Source organism: Polaromonas sp. P1_E11 (assembly GCF_056405995.1).
Map to the genome: position 1 here is coordinate 912347 of NZ_JBFUBA010000001.1, position 17548 is coordinate 929894.

Annotated in this window: 17 protein-coding genes; 11 read left to right on the forward strand and 6 right to left on the reverse strand. The window is 61.4% G+C overall.

The window, feature by feature from the left end; translation table 11 throughout:
• Positions 1–46 precede the first annotated feature (46 nt).
• On the reverse strand, positions 47–1072 hold the full coding sequence (locus AC1D11_RS04580; RefSeq protein WP_477649365.1) for an iron ABC transporter substrate-binding protein: 1026 nt from the start codon (positions 1070–1072) through the stop codon (positions 47–49).
• Between the two features lie 293 nt (positions 1073–1365).
• Between AC1D11_RS04580 and AC1D11_RS04585 the strand changes: the two genes are divergently transcribed.
• Together AC1D11_RS04585 and AC1D11_RS04590 are read left to right on the forward strand one after the other, a co-directional pair.
• Positions 1366–1869, forward strand: a complete 504-nt coding sequence (locus tag AC1D11_RS04585; RefSeq protein ID WP_477649364.1) for a pyridoxamine 5'-phosphate oxidase family protein — start codon at positions 1366–1368, stop codon at positions 1867–1869.
• Between the two features lie 38 nt (positions 1870–1907).
• Entirely contained in the window at positions 1908–2291 is a 384-nt protein-coding gene (locus tag AC1D11_RS04590) for a hypothetical protein (RefSeq protein WP_477649363.1), read from the forward strand.
• Positions 2292–2360: 69 nt separating this feature from the next.
• Here the strand turns inward: AC1D11_RS04590 and AC1D11_RS04595 are convergent, their stop codons facing one another.
• The 5 genes from AC1D11_RS04595 to AC1D11_RS04615 form a co-directional block, all read right to left on the reverse strand.
• Positions 2361–2867 (reverse strand): BON domain-containing protein, encoded by a 507-nt coding sequence (locus AC1D11_RS04595; protein WP_477649362.1) that lies wholly within the window; start codon positions 2865–2867, stop codon positions 2361–2363.
• Between the two features lie 55 nt (positions 2868–2922).
• Complete coding sequence (locus tag AC1D11_RS04600) at positions 2923–5538, reverse strand: bifunctional aconitate hydratase 2/2-methylisocitrate dehydratase (protein ID WP_477651422.1); 2616 nt, start codon at positions 5536–5538, stop codon at positions 2923–2925.
• Between the two features lie 74 nt (positions 5539–5612).
• A complete protein-coding gene (locus tag AC1D11_RS04605; protein ID WP_477649360.1) occupies positions 5613–6239 on the reverse strand; it encodes a hypothetical protein in 627 nt (208 codons plus the stop codon).
• Between the two features lie 40 nt (positions 6240–6279).
• Positions 6280–7350, reverse strand: a complete 1071-nt coding sequence (locus tag AC1D11_RS04610; RefSeq protein ID WP_477649374.1) for an HpcH/HpaI aldolase/citrate lyase family protein — start codon at positions 7348–7350, stop codon at positions 6280–6282.
• 16 nt (positions 7351–7366) lie between these two features.
• Positions 7367–8353 carry a malate dehydrogenase gene (locus AC1D11_RS04615; protein WP_477649359.1) on the reverse strand — a complete coding sequence of 329 codons (987 nt, stop codon included), beginning with the start codon at positions 8351–8353 and terminating at the stop codon, positions 7367–7369.
• 242 nt (positions 8354–8595) lie between these two features.
• Between AC1D11_RS04615 and AC1D11_RS04620 the strand changes: the two genes are divergently transcribed.
• The 9 genes from AC1D11_RS04620 (at position 8596) to leuC (ending at position 17539) form a co-directional block, all read left to right on the forward strand.
• Positions 8596–9366, forward strand: a complete 771-nt coding sequence (locus AC1D11_RS04620; RefSeq protein ID WP_477649358.1) for a GntR family transcriptional regulator — start codon at positions 8596–8598, stop codon at positions 9364–9366.
• Positions 9367–9581: 215 nt separating this feature from the next.
• A complete protein-coding gene (sdhC, locus tag AC1D11_RS04625) occupies positions 9582–10028 on the forward strand; it encodes a succinate dehydrogenase, cytochrome b556 subunit (protein WP_477649357.1) in 447 nt (148 codons plus the stop codon).
• A gap of 17 nt (positions 10029–10045) precedes the next feature.
• Complete coding sequence (gene sdhD, locus AC1D11_RS04630) at positions 10046–10411, forward strand: succinate dehydrogenase, hydrophobic membrane anchor protein (protein ID WP_477649356.1); 366 nt, start codon at positions 10046–10048, stop codon at positions 10409–10411.
• A gap of 54 nt (positions 10412–10465) precedes the next feature.
• The gene (gene sdhA / locus AC1D11_RS04635) at positions 10466–12259 is read left to right on the forward strand and encodes a succinate dehydrogenase flavoprotein subunit (protein ID WP_477649355.1); all 1794 of its coding nucleotides are present in this window, start codon (positions 10466–10468) and stop codon (positions 12257–12259) included.
• A gap of 55 nt (positions 12260–12314) precedes the next feature.
• The gene (locus AC1D11_RS04640) at positions 12315–13019 is read left to right on the forward strand and encodes a succinate dehydrogenase iron-sulfur subunit (RefSeq protein ID WP_122955671.1); all 705 of its coding nucleotides are present in this window, start codon (positions 12315–12317) and stop codon (positions 13017–13019) included.
• A gap of 106 nt (positions 13020–13125) precedes the next feature.
• On the forward strand, positions 13126–13455 hold the full coding sequence (locus tag AC1D11_RS04645) for an FAD assembly factor SdhE (RefSeq protein WP_477649354.1): 330 nt from the start codon (positions 13126–13128) through the stop codon (positions 13453–13455).
• Between the two features lie 27 nt (positions 13456–13482).
• Positions 13483–14793: a citrate synthase gene (gene gltA / locus AC1D11_RS04650; RefSeq protein WP_457279338.1), complete on the forward strand. Its 1311-nt coding sequence runs from the start codon at positions 13483–13485 to the stop codon at positions 14791–14793.
• Between the two features lie 300 nt (positions 14794–15093).
• Positions 15094–16071 carry a LysR family transcriptional regulator gene (locus AC1D11_RS04655; protein WP_477649373.1) on the forward strand — a complete coding sequence of 326 codons (978 nt, stop codon included), beginning with the start codon at positions 15094–15096 and terminating at the stop codon, positions 16069–16071.
• 46 nt (positions 16072–16117) lie between these two features.
• Positions 16118–17539 carry a 3-isopropylmalate dehydratase large subunit gene (gene leuC / locus AC1D11_RS04660; protein WP_477649353.1) on the forward strand — a complete coding sequence of 474 codons (1422 nt, stop codon included), beginning with the start codon at positions 16118–16120 and terminating at the stop codon, positions 17537–17539.
• The last annotated feature ends 9 nt before the right edge of the window (positions 17540–17548 follow it).

Genomic DNA, 17548 nt, shown 5'->3' on the forward strand with positions numbered 1-17548 from the left:
TGTCAGATCGGCGGACCTGAAGTGGTTGGAAGCGATTGGAAGTGGTTTACAGCAGGCCGGCCTGGGTCATCAGGTCGGTGACTTTTTTGCTGTTGAGTTTGGAAGGCTCCACCTTGGGCGCCTGCAGCTCAGCCAAAGGTACCAGCTTGGGGTTGGAGGCTACGCCGGTGCCGACGGCGTACTCATACGCGTCACCGGTTCTCAGGATGTCCTGCCCACCTTTGCCGGCGATCCACTTCACGAAGGCCTGGGCTTCGGGCTGGTGCTTGCTCGAGGCCAGCACGCCGCCACCGGAAATGCTCACAAAAGCGCCGGGGTCCTGGTTGCGGAAGTAATGCAGCTGGGCGTTGTTGCTGTTCTCGCCCGTCTTGGCCTGGTCGCCGTAGTAGTAATAGTGGTAAATCACGCCACCTTCGATCTGGCCGGCATTCACGGCCTTGAGCACGGTGCCGTTGCCCTTGTAAGGCGTGGCGTTTTCCTTCATGGCCTTGAGCCACGCCGCAGTAGCGGCTTCGCCCTTGAGTTCAAGCAACGCGCTCACGATGGCCTGGAAGTCGGCGCCGGAAGGCGATGCGGCCCAGCGGCCTTTCCATGCGGGCGTGGCCAGGTCCAGCATGGACTTGGGTAACTGCGCCGGCGTGAGTTTGGCCTTGTTGTAGACAAACACCGTGCTGCGCGCGGCGATGCCCGTCCAGCGGCCGTGCGAGGGGCGGAAGTTGGCAGGCACTTCAGACAGCGTGGCCGCGTCCAGCGGAGCGAACAGCTCTGCCGTGTCGACCAGCGCCATGGCTGGCGAATTCTCCGTCAGGAACACATCGGCGGGGGAGGCCTTGCCTTCCTGCACGATCTGGTTGCCCAGCTCGGTGTCACTGCCGTTGCGCAAAGTGACCTTGATGCCGGTTTCCTTGCTGAAGGCATCCGCCCAAGCCTTGGTCAGGCTGGCATGCTGGGCGTTGTAAACCACGATGCCTTCGGCGGTGGGCGTGACGGTTTGGGCGGTGGAGGCCATTGGCGCGGCCAACAGGCCGGCAGCCAGCACAGCGCCGGCAAAGAGTGGGAACGACAGTTTCATGAAGCACCTTTTAGAGATGAAAGCGGCCCGGTTCGCCCGAACCGGGCCGGGCGCGGCGAAGGCCTTGAAGCCTGCGGGCGCCTGTAAGCAAGCCGTAATACAAATACGAATTACTTGCATCTATATGGTAACCGCTCGCGCCATTAGTTCCCCGGTAGAGCGATGGTTTACACAGGCGGCGTGTGCAAACCGGAGCTGTCGGCACTTGCTGACAGCTGCCCGCGCCGCCCGCTGATGAGCGGCCAATGGCTTCATGCCTAGCATCGACTCATTGGCCACCAATCGGAGTTTTCATGAGCGCAACAAAATCAGACCACGACACCCTTTGGGAGCTGATCAAGGGCATTAAATTCGGCATGCTGACGCACCGTCAGGCCAGCGGCATGTTGCACGCCCATCCGCTGACCACGCAGAACCAGTCGCTCGACGCGGAATCGCATCTGTATTTCTTCATCTCACGCAAAAGCGAGCTGGCCCAGCGGCTGCAGCAGGACGGCAACGTCAACGTGTCGTACGCCGACCCGGGTGCCGACAGCTACGTATCGGTGTCGGGCCAGGCGGTGATCGCAGAAGACCAGGCCAAAAAAGAAGAACTCTGGTCACCTCTTGCCCGCGCGTGGTTTCCTGCGGGCGTCAACGACCCTGACCTGGCGCTGCTGGAAGTGCGCATTCATCACGCCGAATACTGGGACGTGAAGGAAAGCAAGATGGTGCAGCTGGCCAAAATGGCCAAAGCGGCGCTCATGGGTGAGCTACCGCGCAAGCTGGGTGAGCACAAAGAGCTGCATATTTCCTGAGAATTTGCCCGAAAACCTGTCCCCAACCGGCCCTATCCATGTCCTTTATCTCGTTCAACAAAGCCACTGAGCCCAGCGCCCCCGACGATTTGCGCATCAATACCGCGGCAGTGTTGTACATAGAAGCCTCACGCCCCGACCTGATGGGCCAGACGACCATCCACATGCTGGGCCAGGGCACCACCGTCAATGCCGTCACCGAGTCGATAGGCACCGTGGTCTCCACCATAGGCGGATTGGTGGCAGTCAAGCGCCACTACCTCGCGCCGCCACCAGACGATGGTGCCAGCACGGTTTACATCCTGGCGGCCAACGTCAGTCATATACGGCCCAACCTGCCACTGTCACCGGAGTTCTGGTACCTGAAATTTGTCGATGGTTCGGAATTGCGCGTAGTGGATCCGCTGCCGGCGGGGCTTTAGCCTCCCCTCGACGAAAAAAACCCCGCAGTTTCTTGCAGGGCTTTTTGCATGCGCACGGGCAAGTTCACTTCACCTCTTTTGAGTTTGCGCCGGTACATAACGCACAGGCTCGTCGCCCACGCGCAAATAGTTCACCACACCCATCACGTCATCGACCAGCCAGACGGCTTTTTCAAGCGCCTCTGATTGCTCGCGCGTCCTGACGCAACCCTTGAGAAAGACCAAACGCCGCTCGCCCTGCACCCACACACTGGTGTCGTCGAACCGGCCGTCGAGCTTGATGTATTGCGACACGCGCGGAATGATTTCGGCGTCGTACCAATACGAATTGGCCAGGCGGCAACGCCCCACCCGATAACAACTGCCGCCGTGCTGCGCCCGCACATGGGCCACATCGCGCACTTCCTGCTCGGTATAGAGCGGCCCCTCCGGCACAGGGCACGGGTTGATCGCCGAAGTGACCTGCAGGAAGGGGTCGTTGAAGGCGTTGGTGCGCGCTTCCTGGGCTTGAGAGGCTGCAACGGTGGCCGAAAAAAGAACAAAAAAAAGGAAGGAAAGAAGTGACGGTTTCTTCATCACTTCATCCTTCCATTTCAGCTTGCGGCTGTCAAGCCGCCGGCAAGGTGTCCACTTAAGCAGCCACGCCGTCCTTCACGGTGTCAGCCATGTCGGTGTAGTCCTTGACCTGGTCGAAGTTGAGGTACTGGTAGATCTTGTCGCTGGCAGCGGTCAGCACACCCATGTCGGCCATGTATTCGGCCTTGGTGGGGATGCGGCCCAGCTTGGAACAGATTGCTGCCAGCTCGGCGGAACCGAGATAGACGTTGGAGTTCTTCCCGAGGCGGTTCGGGAAGTTGCGGGTGGAGGTGGAAAACACCGTCGCGCCCTCTTTCACCTGCGCCTGGTTGCCCATGCACAGGCTGCAACCCGGCATTTCCATGCGCGCGCCGGCAGATCCCAGAACGCCGTAGTGGCCTTCTTCGGTCAGCTGCTTGGCATCCATCTTGGTTGGCGGCGCCATCCACAGTTTGACGGGAATGTCGCGCTTGTTTTCGAGCAGCTTGGACGCCGCGCGGAAATGGCCGATGTTGGTCATGCAGCTGCCGATAAAGACTTCGTCGATCTTGCTACCGGCCACTTCGCTCAGCGTCTTCACGTCGTCAGGGTCGTTCGGGCAGGCCACGATGGGTTCGTGGATGTCGGCCAGGTCGATCTCGATGACGGCGGCGTATTCGGCGTCCGCATCGCCCTTGAGCAGCTGCGGGTCGGCCAGCCACGCTTCCATGGCGGCGATGCGGCGCTTGATGGTGCGCACATCCGAGTAACCCGTCGCGATCATCCATTTCAGCATCGTGATGTTGCTGTTGATGTACTCGATGATGGGTTCCTTGTTCAGGTGCACCGTGCAGCCGCCGGCAGAGCGCTCGGCCGAGGCATCGCTCAATTCAAACGCCTGCTCCACCTTGAGGTCGGGCAAGCCTTCGATTTCCAGGATGCGGCCCGAAAAGATGTTCTTCTTGCCTTGCTTGGCGACCGTCAACAGACCGGCCTTGATGGCGTACAACGGGATTGCGTTGACCAGGTCACGCAGTGTGATGCCGGGTTGCATTTCACCCTTGAAGCGCACCAGCACGGATTCAGGCATGTCCAGCGGCATGACGCCGGTGGCTGCGCCGAAAGCCACCAGGCCGGAACCCGCGGGGAAGCTGATGCCGATGGGAAAACGCGTGTGGCTGTCGCCGCCGGTGCCAACGGTGTCGGGCAGCAGCATGCGGTTGAGCCAGCTATGGATGATGCCGTCGCCCGGACGCAGTGGAATGCCGCCGCGGTCGCTCATGAACTCGGGCAGCTCGTGGTGCATCTTCACATCGACCGGCTTGGGATAAGCCGCCGTGTGGCAGAAAGACTGCATCACCAGGTCGGCGCTGAAACCCAGGCAAGCCAGGTCTTTCAATTCGTCGCGCGTCATCGGGCCGGTGGTGTCCTGCGAGCCGACAGAAGTCATCTTGGGCTCGCAGTAAGTGCCGGGGCGTACGCCCTGCCCTTCAGGCAGGCCGACCGCACGGCCAACCATTTTTTGTGCCAGGGTAAAGCCACGGCCATTGTCGGCCGGGTTCTGCGGCAGGCGGAACTGGGTCGACACGGGAAGGCCCAGCGCAAAACGTGCCTTGGCCGTGAGGCCGCGGCCGACGATCAGTGGAATGCGGCCACCGGCGCGCACTTCGTCAAACAGCACGTCGCTCTTGAGTTTGAACTCGGCGATGACCTTGCCGTCTTTCAGCGCCTTGCCGTCGTAGGGGCGCAGTTCGATCACATCGCCCATGGCCATCTGGCTCACATCGAGTTCGATCGGCAGCGCGCCCGAGTCTTCCATGGTGTTGTAGAAAATCGGGGCGATTTTCGAGCCCAGGCAGACGCCGCCGAAACGCTTGTTCGGCACATAGGGGATGTCCTGGCCGGTGAACCACAGCACAGAGTTGGTCGCGGACTTGCGCGACGAGCCGGTACCGACCACGTCGCCCACATAGGCCACCAGGTTGCCCTTGGCTTTCAGCTCTTCAATGAACTTGACCGGGCCGCGCTTGCCGTCTTCTTCGGGCGTCACGCCGGGGCGGGCATTCTTGTGCATGGCCAGCGCGTGCAGCGGAATGTCGGGGCGGCTCCAGGCATCGGGTGCGGGTGACAGGTCGTCAGTGTTGATCTCGCCGGCTACCTTGAAAATGGTGAGCTTGATCGACTCTGGCACTTCCGGGCGGCTGGTAAACCACTCGGCATCGGCCCAGCTTTGCAGCACGGCCTTGGCGTATTTGTTGCCCTTGCCGGCCTTTTCCTGCACGTCGTGAAACTGGTCGAACATCAGCAACGTGTGCTTCAGGCCGTTGGCCGCTTGCGTGGCGACGCTGTCTTCAGCGTCGTCGAGCAGCTCGACCATCGGGCTGATGTTGTAGCCGCCCAGCATGGTGCCCAGCAGTTGCACGGCTTTTTCACGGGAGATCAGCGAGCACTTTTCGGTGCCGTGCGCCACGGCAGCGAGATAGCTGGCCTTGACCTTGGCGGCAGCATCAACCCCGGCCGGCACGCGGTGCGTGATCAGCTCCACCAGAAAGGCCTCTTCGCCCTTGGGTGGGTTCTTCAGCAGCTCAATGACCTCACCGGTCTGCTGGGCCGACAGCGGCAGCGGGGGAATACCCAGCACGGCGCGCTCGGCCACATGGTTGCGGTAGGTTTGTATGAACTCGGGCATCATGGTTTTCTTCTCCTGTACTCAAATATTTGCACGGTCGATGCGCGTGCGGTCGCGGTCTGTGTCTGTATTGGGCTTTATGGGGCTTTGGCGGGGGCAGTTTCTGGCGGAGCAGAACCCGTGCCAGCCTGAGCTGGCGCAGCTTTGGCTGCGGGCAAGGCCTCCAGAATGCTGGTCGGGGGGTTCTTTTTCATGTCGTCGGCAAAAGTTACCTGCGCCGGGCTCATGCACTCGTCAGCCAGGCGTTGGCCCATTTTCTGGCTCATCAGCATCGACTTGTTGCCCAACTGGAGCCACATGGCGCCTGCACGGCCGTCTTCCAGGCGGATGGCACCGGTGCGGCTTCCGACCGGGTGCATGCGAAAACGCATCTTGCCCGTCTGCACCAGGAAGAAGCCCGGGCGTTTTTCATTCGGCGTAATGGTGACGGAGGCACCCAGTTCGCAGGGAATCGTGCCGATGTAAACCCGCTTGGCGAGCTCCAGATCTTCAGGGGTCAAGGTGACAGACAGGTCATCGTCAATGGGCGTCCTTTCTTCCACCACCTTGGCGGCAGAGCGCCTGATCGGTGCGCGCTTGGCGGCCTGGGTGGGCTGGTCAGCCGCGGCGGCAGCCTTGGGTGCGGCGGCTTTAGGGGCCGCCGTCTGGGCCAGCAACAAGGCCGGGGCGGCCAGCATCAGGGCAGAGAGAGCGAAATGTTTCATGGGGGGGTCCTTTGGAACGGTCAACAGTCAATCGGAAAAATCAGTGAAGCGGGACGGAAAAATACGCCTGCGCCTCGTGCGGTAAAACACGGCCGGTCTGGTGCGCGCGCTCCAGAACCTGCCAGAAGTAGCGGTAGCTCGCGCGGTCGTGCAGCTTGCCTTCAAAACTGATGGGGGCCCAGTCTGAATGTGCGGCAGCAGCTATTATTTTTGTAGCACTTTCAATCTCGCCCTCGGTGGGCGCAAAAGCCGCCAGGATAGGCCGGATCTGGTTGGGGTGGATGCTCCACATGCGGGTGTAGCCCAGTTCACGGGCAGCATGGCGTGCGGCGCAAGTCATGGCCTCAGTGTCATTGAACTCTGTGACAACACAATGCGACGGCACTTTGCCGTGGGCATGGCAAGCCGACGCGATTTCGAGCTTGGCGCGCATCACCAGCGGATGCGTGAACTGGCCGCGGCTGCTCATGCCGTCGGCGGGAATCGCACCGCCATGCGCCGAGACAAAATCCATCAGGCCAAAACTCAACGACTGCACGCGCGGATATGCCGCAATGTCGAAAGCGTTTCGCACCGCGAGTGGGGATTCGATCAGCACGTGCAGCGGCAGGCCGCCGGCCGATGCTGCGAGCAGGGCCTGCTCGGCCCTGACCACATCGGCAACCGATTCCACCTTGGGGACCATGATGTGTGAGAGATGGCGGGACAGCTTCCCGGCAATGACAGCCATGTCGGCCTCAAAGGCGGGGTGGTCCACCGAATGGATGCGCACCGCGACGCGTGCCTTGTCGCTGGCCAGTGCCGCCAGCGCCACCACCATGGCGGCATGCTCGGCTTCGCCACCCACGGGCGCGCCGTCTTCGCAGTCCAGCGTCACGTCAAACACGCAGGCGCCGAACTCCTCGATCATCTCGGCCTGCAGCTGCAGGCTTTTGCGCATGCGGGCTTCAACACCGCTGTAGTGATCACAAACCGGAAGAAGCCCGGCTTGTGCCTGGGCACCAAGCAGAACGTCGCGCGGATGTTGGCGAGCCCCCACGCTTGTCACTTCGTGTACTACGCTGCCCCCCGAGGGGGCCGTGCTTGCTTGGGGCGGCCCTGCGCGGCGCACATCGCTCATTAATTGCTCAGAGCAGGTGCTTGACGCCGTCTTGCTCACCCTTAAGTTCGTCCAGGGTCTTGGTGATGCGTTCCTGGCTGAAAGCGTCGATCTCCAGGCCTTCGACCAGCTTGTATTCGCCGTTTTCGCAGGTCACGGGGAAACCGAACATGATGTCTTTCGGGATGCCGTACTGGCCATCGGACGGGATACCCATGGTGACCCACTTGCCGTTGGTGCCCAGAGCCCAGTCGCGCATGTGGTCGATGGCGGCGTTGGCGGCCGATGCGGCCGACGACAGGCCGCGCGCTTCAATGATGGCGGCGCCGCGCTTGCCGACGGTGGGCAGAAACACGTTGGCATTCCATTCCTGGTCGTTGATCATCTTGGCGACGCTTTCGCCCTTGATGGTGGCAAAACGGTAATCGGCATACATCGTGGGCGAGTGGTTGCCCCAGACGGTGAGTTTTTCAATGTCGGCCACGGCCTTGCCGGTCTTGGCGGCGATCTGGCTGGCGGCGCGGTTGTGGTCCAGGCGCAGCATGGCGGTGAAGTTCTTGCGCGGCAGGTCAGGGGCGCTCTTCATGGCGATGTAGGCGTTGGTATTGGCGGGGTTGCCGACCACCAGCACCTTGACGTTGCGGCTGGCGACGGCGTTGAGCGCCTTGCCCTGCGCCGTGAAGATGGCGCCGTTGACGGCCAGCAGTTCGGCACGTTCCATGCCGGGGCCGCGTGGGCGCGAACCGACCAGCAGCGCGTAGTCGGCATCCTTGAAGGCGGTCATCGGGTCGCTGTGGGCTTCCATGCCGACCAGCAGCGGGAACGCGCAATCGTCGAGTTCCATCATCACGCCCTTGAGCGCTTTTTGCGGGCCTTCAACGGGCACTTCGAGCAATTGGAGAATGACGGGCTGGTCCTTGCCGAGCATTTCGCCGGAAGCAATGCGGAACAACAATGCGTAACCGATTTGGCCTGCTGCACCGGTGACTGCAACGCGGACGGGTTTTTTGCTCATGATGGGAGGACTCCAGGAAGTTGAAAATCGGTTGAATGAGGGATGTAGCGTGAGATGTCTGGCGCGACCCTGGAATATCTGGGAGTGATTACTAACGGGTCTTATGCTTTTACCCGTCAAAATCACCGCAAAAACGGCAAGGCGCGCGCTGGCTCAGCCAAAGATTTTACGCTTGAAAAGCAGCGGGCGTCAATTTGTCTTATGTCTTATATAAGATATGATACGACCAGCCAGAATCCAACATGAACGCCACTCCCGCCTTACCCGCCGATGACTTTGCAGGTGCCACGCCGGCGTTCAGTCCGCTGTACCAGCAGATCAAGGCCCTGATCCTGCAAAGCCTGCAATCAGGCGAATGGAAACCGGGCGAAGCCATCCCCTCCGAGATGGACCTGGCAGCGCGCTACCGCGTCAGCCAGGGCACAGTGCGTAAAGCCATCGACGAGCTGGCCACCGACAACCTGGTGGTGCGCCGCCAGGGCAAGGGCACCTTTGTTGCGACCCACGCCGAGCAACATGTCCAGTTCCGCTTTCTCAAGCTGGTTCCCGACAGCGGCACGCCGGGCAGCGAAGGCCCGGCCCAACGCGACATCATCGACTGCCGGCGCGTGCGCGCCAGCGCCGAGATTGCACGCACGCTGGCCTTGCGCACCGGGGACGCCGTGCTGCAGGCCCGACGCGTGCTGAGCTTTGCCGGCACACCCACCATTCTTGAAGACATCTGGCTTCCCGCCGCGCCCTTCAAGGGACTGACGGCCGAGCGGCTGGCCGACTACCACGGCCCCATGTATGCGCTGTTTGAGACCGAATTCAACGTGCGGATGGTTCGCGCCGAAGAAAAAATTCGCGCAGAAGCCGCGACCGACGGGCGCGAGCTGCTATTAAAAGTAGAGCGCGGAGCACCGCTTTTGAGCGTGGAGCGCATCGCCTACACCTACAACGATGCGCCGATGGAGCTGCGCCGCGGCTACTACCGTACCGACACACACCATTACCACAACACCCTGAACTGACACTGCGGCAGCCAGCGTTTTGTAATCATCATGTCAGTTACGACGACCTTCGCACAGCAATTGCGAACTGTTGCGCCGGCAAACGCGCTTTTCCCGACAAAAATTTCCGGCCATCACCCGAAGCAGCCGGGATTGTTGCTGCATTGCAATAGAATTTCGGGTTGAGCCGCTTTGGCAGTTACAAAGCCGTTACTCAAAAACACAGAAAGCCAAGTATGTCCGAATCAGCGACAACCGTAGCGAAGAAGCGGCCCGAGTTCCGCAACATCAACGCTCTGACCGACCTCCGCACCTATCGCCTCCCCCTCGCAGGCATTGTCTCCATCCTTCACCGTATCAGCGGGTTCATCATGTTTTTGCTGATGCCCTTCATCATCTGGATGTTCGACACTTCGATCTCCTCTGAAATCTCGTTCGAGAAATTCAAGGGGGCCTTCAACGTCGGCATGCTGGGCCTTCCCGGCATCATCTGGAAACTGGTGGCGCTGGCCCTGATCTGGGCTTACCTGCACCATTTCATCGCCGGCCTGCGCCATTTGTGGATGGACGTGAGTCATGCCGCCGTCAGCAAGGAGTTCGGCAAGTCGTCCGCCATCTTCACGCTGGCTGTGAGCGTCATCCTGACGCTCGTCCTGGCCATCAAGCTGTTCGGCTTTTACTGATCTGAAGGAGCACAAAAATGGCAGTTAACTACGGCTCCAAACGCATCGTTGTCGGTGCCCACTATGGCTTGCGCGACTGGCTCGCGCAGCGCATCACGGCCGCCCTGATGGCCCTCTTCACCGTGCTGGTCCTGGCCCAGGTCATCTTCAGCAAAGGCCCCATCGGCTACGACAAGTGGGCCGGCATCTTCTCGTCCCAATGGATGAAGACGCTGACGTTTGTGGTCATCGTTGCCTTGCTGTATCACGTGTGGGTCGGCATGCGCGACATCTGGATGGACTACGTCAAGCCGGCCTCCATCAAGCTGGTTCTGAATGTTTTCACGATTGTCTGGCTGGTGGCCTGTGCCGGCTGGGGCATTCAGGTGCTGTGGCGCGTTTAAGCCGCCGCTGACCCCGCAGACCCGACAAGAAGACCGACACCCCACACAAAAATCATGACAGCAACATCCAAACTCCCCAAGCGCAAATTTGACGTCGTCATCGTCGGTGCCGGCGGCTCCGGCATGCGCGCGTCGTTGCAGCTGGCACGCGCCGGCCTCAACGTGGCCGTGCTTTCCAAAGTGTTCCCCACCCGCTCGCACACCGTTGCAGCCCAGGGCGGCATCGGCGCATCGCTCAGCAACATGAGCGAAGACAACTGGCACTACCACTTCTATGACACCGTCAAGGGCTCCGACTGGCTCGGCGACCAGGATGCCATTGAATACATGTGCCGCGAAGCACCCAAGGTTGTGTACGACCTTGAGCACATGGGCATGCCGTTTGACCGCAACCCCGACGGCACGATTTACCAGCGCCCTTTCGGCGGCCACACCGCCAACTACGGCGAAAAGCCCGTGCAGCGCGCCTGCGCCGCAGCCGACCGCACCGGCCACGCCATGCTGCACACGCTGTACCAGCAAAACGTCAAGGAAAAAACCAGCTTCTTCGTCGAGTGGATGGCGCTGGACCTGATCCGCGACTCGGCAGGTGACGTCGTGGGCGTGACCGCCCTCGAAATGGAAACCGGCGACGTCCACATTTTTGAAGCCAAGACCACGCTGCTGGCCACTGGGGGCGCCGGCCGCATTTTTGCCGCATCGACCAACGCTTTCATCAACACCGGTGACGGCCTGGGCATGGCAGCGCGTGCCGGCATCCCGCTGGAAGACATGGAGTTCTGGCAGTTCCACCCCACCGGCGTGGCCGGTGCCGGCGTGCTGCTGACTGAAGGCTGCCGCGGCGAAGGCGCAATCCTGCGCAACAGCAACGGTGAGCGCTTCATGGAGCGTTATGCGCCCACGCTGAAAGACCTGGCACCACGCGACTTCGTCTCGCGCTCCATGGACCAGGAAATCAAGGAAGGCCGCGGCTGCGGCCCCAACAAGGACTACATCCTGCTGGACATGACCCACCTGGGCGTGGACGCCATCATGAAGCGCCTGCCTTCGGTGTTCGAGATCGGCCACAACTTCGCTAACGTCGACATCACCAAGGAGCCGATTCCCGTGGTGCCCACCATCCACTACCAGATGGGCGGCATCCCGACCAACATCCATGGCCAGGTTGTCACGCAGGACGCCAACAACCAGAGCCAGGTGGTCAACGGCCTGTACGCGGTGGGCGAATGCTCCTGCGTCAGCGTGCACGGCGCCAACCGCCTGGGTACCAACTCGCTGCTCGACCTGCTGGTGTTCGGCAAGGCCGCCGGCAACCACATCGTCGAGTTCGCCAAGACCACCACGCACAAGCCGCTGCCGGCGGATGCCGCCGACAAGACCCTGGCCCGCATCGCGCGCCTGGACAACGCGACCGACGGCGAATACGCGCAAGACGTGGCCAACGACCTGCGCGCCACCATGCAGCAGCATGCCGGTGTGTTCCGCACACAGGCCATCATGAACGAAGGCGTGACGAAAATCGCCGCGCTGCGGGCCCGCGTCAACAGCATCGGCCTCAAAGACAAGTCGAAGATTTTCAACACCGCGCGCATCGAAGCGCTGGAAGTGGAAAACCTGATCGAAGCAGCGCAGGCCACCATCGTGTCCGCCGCGGCCCGCCAGGAAAGCCGCGGAGCGCACTCTGTCGACGACTACGGCGACACGCCCGCACACCCGAACGGCCGCAACGACACCGACTGGCACAAGCACACGCTCTGGTACAGCGAAGGCAGCCGTCTGGCTTACAAGCCGGTGCAGATGAAACCCCTGACGGTCGATTCGGTCCCGCTCAAGACGCGTACTTTCTGAAGACGTTGCCCTTACTGCTCTGACGCCCTGCGACCCCACAAGAAGCGAGAACCCCATGACCAAACGCACCTTCAAGATCTACCGCTACGACCCGGACACCGATGCCAAGCCCTACATGCAGACCATCGAGGTAGAGCTGGACGGCCACGAGCGCATGCTGCTGGACGCGCTGATGAAGCTGAAGGCGCAGGATCCGACCATCAGTTTTCGCCGCTCATGCCGCGAAGGCGTGTGCGGCTCCGACGCCATGAACATCAACGGCAAGAACGGCCTGGCGTGCCTGACCAACATGCGCACGCTGCCCGAAGTCATCATCCTCAAGCCGCTGCCCGGCCTGCCTGTGGTGCGCGACCTGATCGTCGACATGACGCAGTTCTTCAAGCAGTACAACTCGATCAAGCCCTACCTGATCAATGACAACGTGCCGCCCGAAAAAGAGCGCCTGCAGAGCCCCGAAGAGCGCGATGAGCTGAACGGCCTCTACGAGTGCATCTTGTGCGCCAGCTGCTCCACCTCCTGCCCCAGCTTCTGGTGGAACCCCGACAAGTTCGTCGGCCCGGCCGGCCTGCTACAGGCCTATCGCTTCATCGCCGACTCCAGGGACGAAGCCACCGCCGAGCGCCTGGACAACCTGGAAGACCCGTACCGCCTGTTCCGCTGCCACACCATCATGAACTGCGTCGACGTCTGCCCCAAGGGCCTGAACCCGACGAAGGCCATCGGCAAGATCAAGGAAATGATGGTCCTCAGGACAGTTTGAAAATATGGCCCCCACGCTCGTTACTTCGTGTACTTCGCTGCCCCCCGGAGGGGCGCGTTTCGCCTTGGGGCGGCCCGGCGGCGAAACCTCCCCAACCTAAAACGACATGGAAACCGCCGATGCCCTGCTGGACGAGCGTGCCCTGAGCAAGCTCAAGTGGCGTTGCCGGCGCGGCCTGCTGGAAAACGATTTGCTGATCGAGCGCTTCTTTTTGGCGCACGAAGCCACGCTAACCGTCAGGCAGGCTAAAGGGTTAAATGATTTAATGGATTTGTCCGACAACGATTTGCTGGACCTGCTGTTAAAACGAAAAGTTGCCGGCCAGCTGCCCGATGAAGCGGCCAAGGCAAGTGCCTCTACTTCTGAAGCCCATGAAGTTTTAAAGTTGCTGCAGCCCGCAGCGCCGGCCCCTGATCACGCGCCCGTCACCCATTGACACTGATACGAAAGAAAGAAGCACGAAATGAAGCTAGCTGACAACAAAGCCACCCTGTCCTTCAGCAATGGCAGCCCCAGCATCGAGTTGCCGGTCTACCAGGGCAGCGTTGGTCCGGACGTCGTTGATATCCGCAAGCTGTATGCCCAGACCGGCATGTTCACCTATGACCCCGGTTTCCTGTCGACCGCTGCCTGCCAGTCGGCCATCACTTACATCGACGGCGACAAGGGCGAGCTGCTGTACCGCGGCTACCCCATCGAGCAGCTGGCCACCAACTGCGACTACATGGAAACCTGCAACCTGCTGCTGTACGGAGAGCTGCCCAATACCGAGCAGAAAATCGATTTCGTCAGCCGCGTGACCAACCACACCATGGTCAACGAGCAGATGCAGTTTTTCCTGCGCGGTTTCCGCCGTGACGCGCACCCGATGGCCATCATGACCGGCCTGGTCGGCGCCCTGTCGGCCTTCTACCATGACAGCACCGACATCACCAATCCCGAGCACCGCGACATCTCCGCCATCCGCCTGATCGCCAAGATGCCGACGCTGGTCGCCATGGCTTACAAGTACACCGTGGGCCAGCCCTACATGTACCCCAAGAACAACCTGAGCTACGCCGGCAACTTCCTGCACATGATGTTCGCCACGCCGTGCGAAGAGTACAAGGTCAACCCGGTGCTCGAACGCGCGCTGGACCGCATCTTCATCCTGCACGCAGACCATGAGCAGAACGCCTCGACCTCCACGGTGCGCCTGTGCGGTTCGTCCGGCACCAACCCGTTTGCGGCGATTGCTGCCGGCGTGGCTTGCCTCTGGGGCCCGGCACACGGCGGCGCCAACGAAGCGGCACTCAACATGCTGGGCGACATCCAGAAAGCCGGCGGCATCGAGAAAATCGGCGACTTCATCAAGCAGGTCAAGGACAAGAACTCCGGCGTCAAGCTGATGGGTTTTGGCCACCGCGTCTACAAGAACTACGACCCGCGCGCCAAGCTGATGCAGGAAACCTGCAAGGAAGTGCTCAAGGAAATGGGCCTGGAAAACGACCCGTTGTTCAAGCTCGCCATGGCGCTGGAAAAGATTGCCCTGGAAGACGAATACTTCGTGTCGCGCAAGCTCTACCCCAACGTCGACTTCTACTCCGGCATCGTGCAGCGCGCCATCGGCATCCCGGTGCCGCTGTTCACGGCGATTTTTGCGCTGGCCCGCACCGTCGGCTGGATTGCCCAACTCAACGAAATGATCGGCGACCCCGAGTACAAGATCGGCCGTCCACGCCAGTTGTTCACCGGCTCCACGACCCGTCAGGTGTTGCCGCTGGCCAAGCGCTAAGCCGCCTCGCGTTGACACAAAGCCCGCCTGTGGCAGCATCGGCGGGCTTTTTTACGCCCCAGGCTTTTTATCGCGCAACCCAAGAAATCGCGAAATACCTGTCACTCGCTATACTTTTGATAGCTGCTCGCGCTCGTCGTTATTGGGCTCGAGCCTTAAAACATCTGAAATTTCCGGCGATCCGGGCTGAAAACGCCTCTCGGCAAGCAGGTCATCGCTTTTTGCGATGGCGAAACACCAGGCGTAGTAGCAAAATAGCGATTCACCATCGTCCAACACGATGACATCGCGCCCATGCCCATAAAAAGCTCAGAACGCAATTTTGCCCGCCGCATCGACCTGACCTCGCTTCAGCTCTTTGTGGCCGTGTGCGAGCTCGGCAGCATCGGCAAGGCGGCCGAGCGCGAATTCATTGCCGCCTCGGCCGTGAGCAAACGCCTTTCCGACCTCGAAGCCACGCTGGACACACCGCTGCTGTACCGCCACACCCGCGGCGTCGACCTGACACCCGCCGGCGAAAGCCTGCTCCACCATGCGCGTTCGGTGCTGTTCAGCCTGGAGAAGATGCAGAGCGAGCTCAGCGAATACGCCGACGGCGTGCGTGGCCATGTGCGCGTGCACGCCAGCATCTCGGCCATCGTGCAGTTTTTGCCGGAAGACCTGGGCGCCTTCACCCGCGAGCATTCGGGCATCAAGATTGACCTGGAAGAGCATCTGAGCACCGAGGTCGTCCGTGCGGTGCAGGAAGGCGCGGCCGACCTGGGTATCTGCAACACCGCCGACGGCGCGGGTGACCTGCAGGTACTGCCTTACCGCAGCGATAAATTGGTGTTGATTGTGCCCAGGGGCCATACCCTCTGTGCGCAAGGCGCTATCAAATTTGAAGCAGCACTGGACTACGACCAGGTCGGGCTGCACTCCAACAGCTCTATTTACCTGGCCATGCGTGAAGCGGCCGCCCGGCTGGGCCGCACCATCAAGCTGCGCATCCATGTCACCGGCCTGGACGCCATGTGCCGCATGATCCATAACGGCCTGGGTGTGGGCGTGATGCCGCAGCGCGCTTTTGAGCTGATGCACGGCGTCGGCGAACTCGAAGCCATTCCTCTGCTGGACGCCTGGGCCGAGCGCCAGATCCAGCTGGTGGCGCGAGACTTTTCCACCCTGCCCCTGACGGCGCGGCTGCTGGTGGAACATCTCACGCAGCCCGACACACCACAAACCAATGCAGCCCAACCTGCCAAAACTGCAGCCATGGCTGCAAGTGCAGCGGCCTAAAATCACCCCTCACGACAGACGACAACGAGAGACCACGAAGGACACCATGGGACGCACCCTTTACGACAAAATCTGGGACGAGCACGTCGTTCATACCGAAGACGACGGCACGGCCATCCTCTACATCGACCGCCACCTGGTGCACGAAGTCACCAGCCCGCAGGCTTTTGAAGGCCTGCGCGAGGCCGGCCGCAAGGTCTGGCGCATCAGCTCCATCGTCGCCACCGCCGACCACAACACGCCCACCACCGGCTGGGAACTGGGCTACGACGGCATCACCGACCTGGTCAGCAAGGAACAGATCACCACGCTGGACAGCAACATCAAGGAATTTGGCGCGGCCGCCTTCTTCCCCTTCCTCTCCAAGCGCCAGGGCATCGTGCACGTCATCGGCCCCGAAAGCGGCGCCACTCTTCCCGGCATGACGGTCGTCTGCGGCGACTCGCACACCTCCACGCACGGCGCTTTCGGTGCGCTGGCGCACGGCATCGGCACCAGCGAAGTCGAGCACGTGATGGCGACGCAAACCCTGCTGGCAAAAAAAGCCAAAAACATGCTCGTCAAGGTCGAAGGCAAGCTGGCCCCAGGCTTGGCGGGCAAGGACATCGTGCTCGCCATCATAGGCAAGATCGGCACGGCCGGCGGCACGGGCTACACGATTGAATTTGCCGGCTCGGCGATTCGTGCGCTCAGCATGGAAGGCCGCATGACGGTCTGCAACATGGCGATTGAAGCCGGCGCCCGCGCCGGCCTGGTCGCTGTCGACCAAAAGACGATTGACTACGTCAAAGGCCGTTTGCTCTCGCCCACGGGTGTCGAATGGGACATGGCCGTCAAGTACTGGAACACGCTGCATTCGGATGCCGACGCGAAGTTTGACGCCGTCGTCGAGCTCGACGCCAGCCAGATCCTGCCGCAGGTCACCTGGGGCACCTCGCCCGAGATGGTGCTGTCCATCGACGACCGCGTGCCCGACCCCGACAAGGAAAAAGACGCCAACAAACGCGACGCCATCGAACGCGCACTGAAGTACATGGGTCTGGAGCCCGGCAAGGCGCTGAACGACCTCTACATCGACAAGGTGTTCATCGGCTCCTGCACCAACAGCCGCATCGAAGACATGCGCGAGGCGGCTGCCGTCATCAAGAAGATCGGCCAGAAGGTTGCCAAGAACGTGAAGCTTGCGCTGGTCGTTCCGGGCTCGGGCCTGGTCAAGGAACAGGCCGAGCGCGAAGGCCTGGACAAGATTTTTGTGGCCGCCGGCTTTGAATGGCGCGAGCCCGGTTGCTCGATGTGCCTGGCCATGAACGCCGACCGGCTGGAGCCGGGCGAGCGCTGCGCATCCACCAGCAACCGCAACTTTGAAGGCCGGCAAGGCGCTGGCGGGCGTACGCATTTGGTCAGCCCGGCCATGGCCGCGGCGGCGGCCGTGCACGGCCACTTCGTTGACATCAGAAAATTCTCTTAAAGAGCCGCA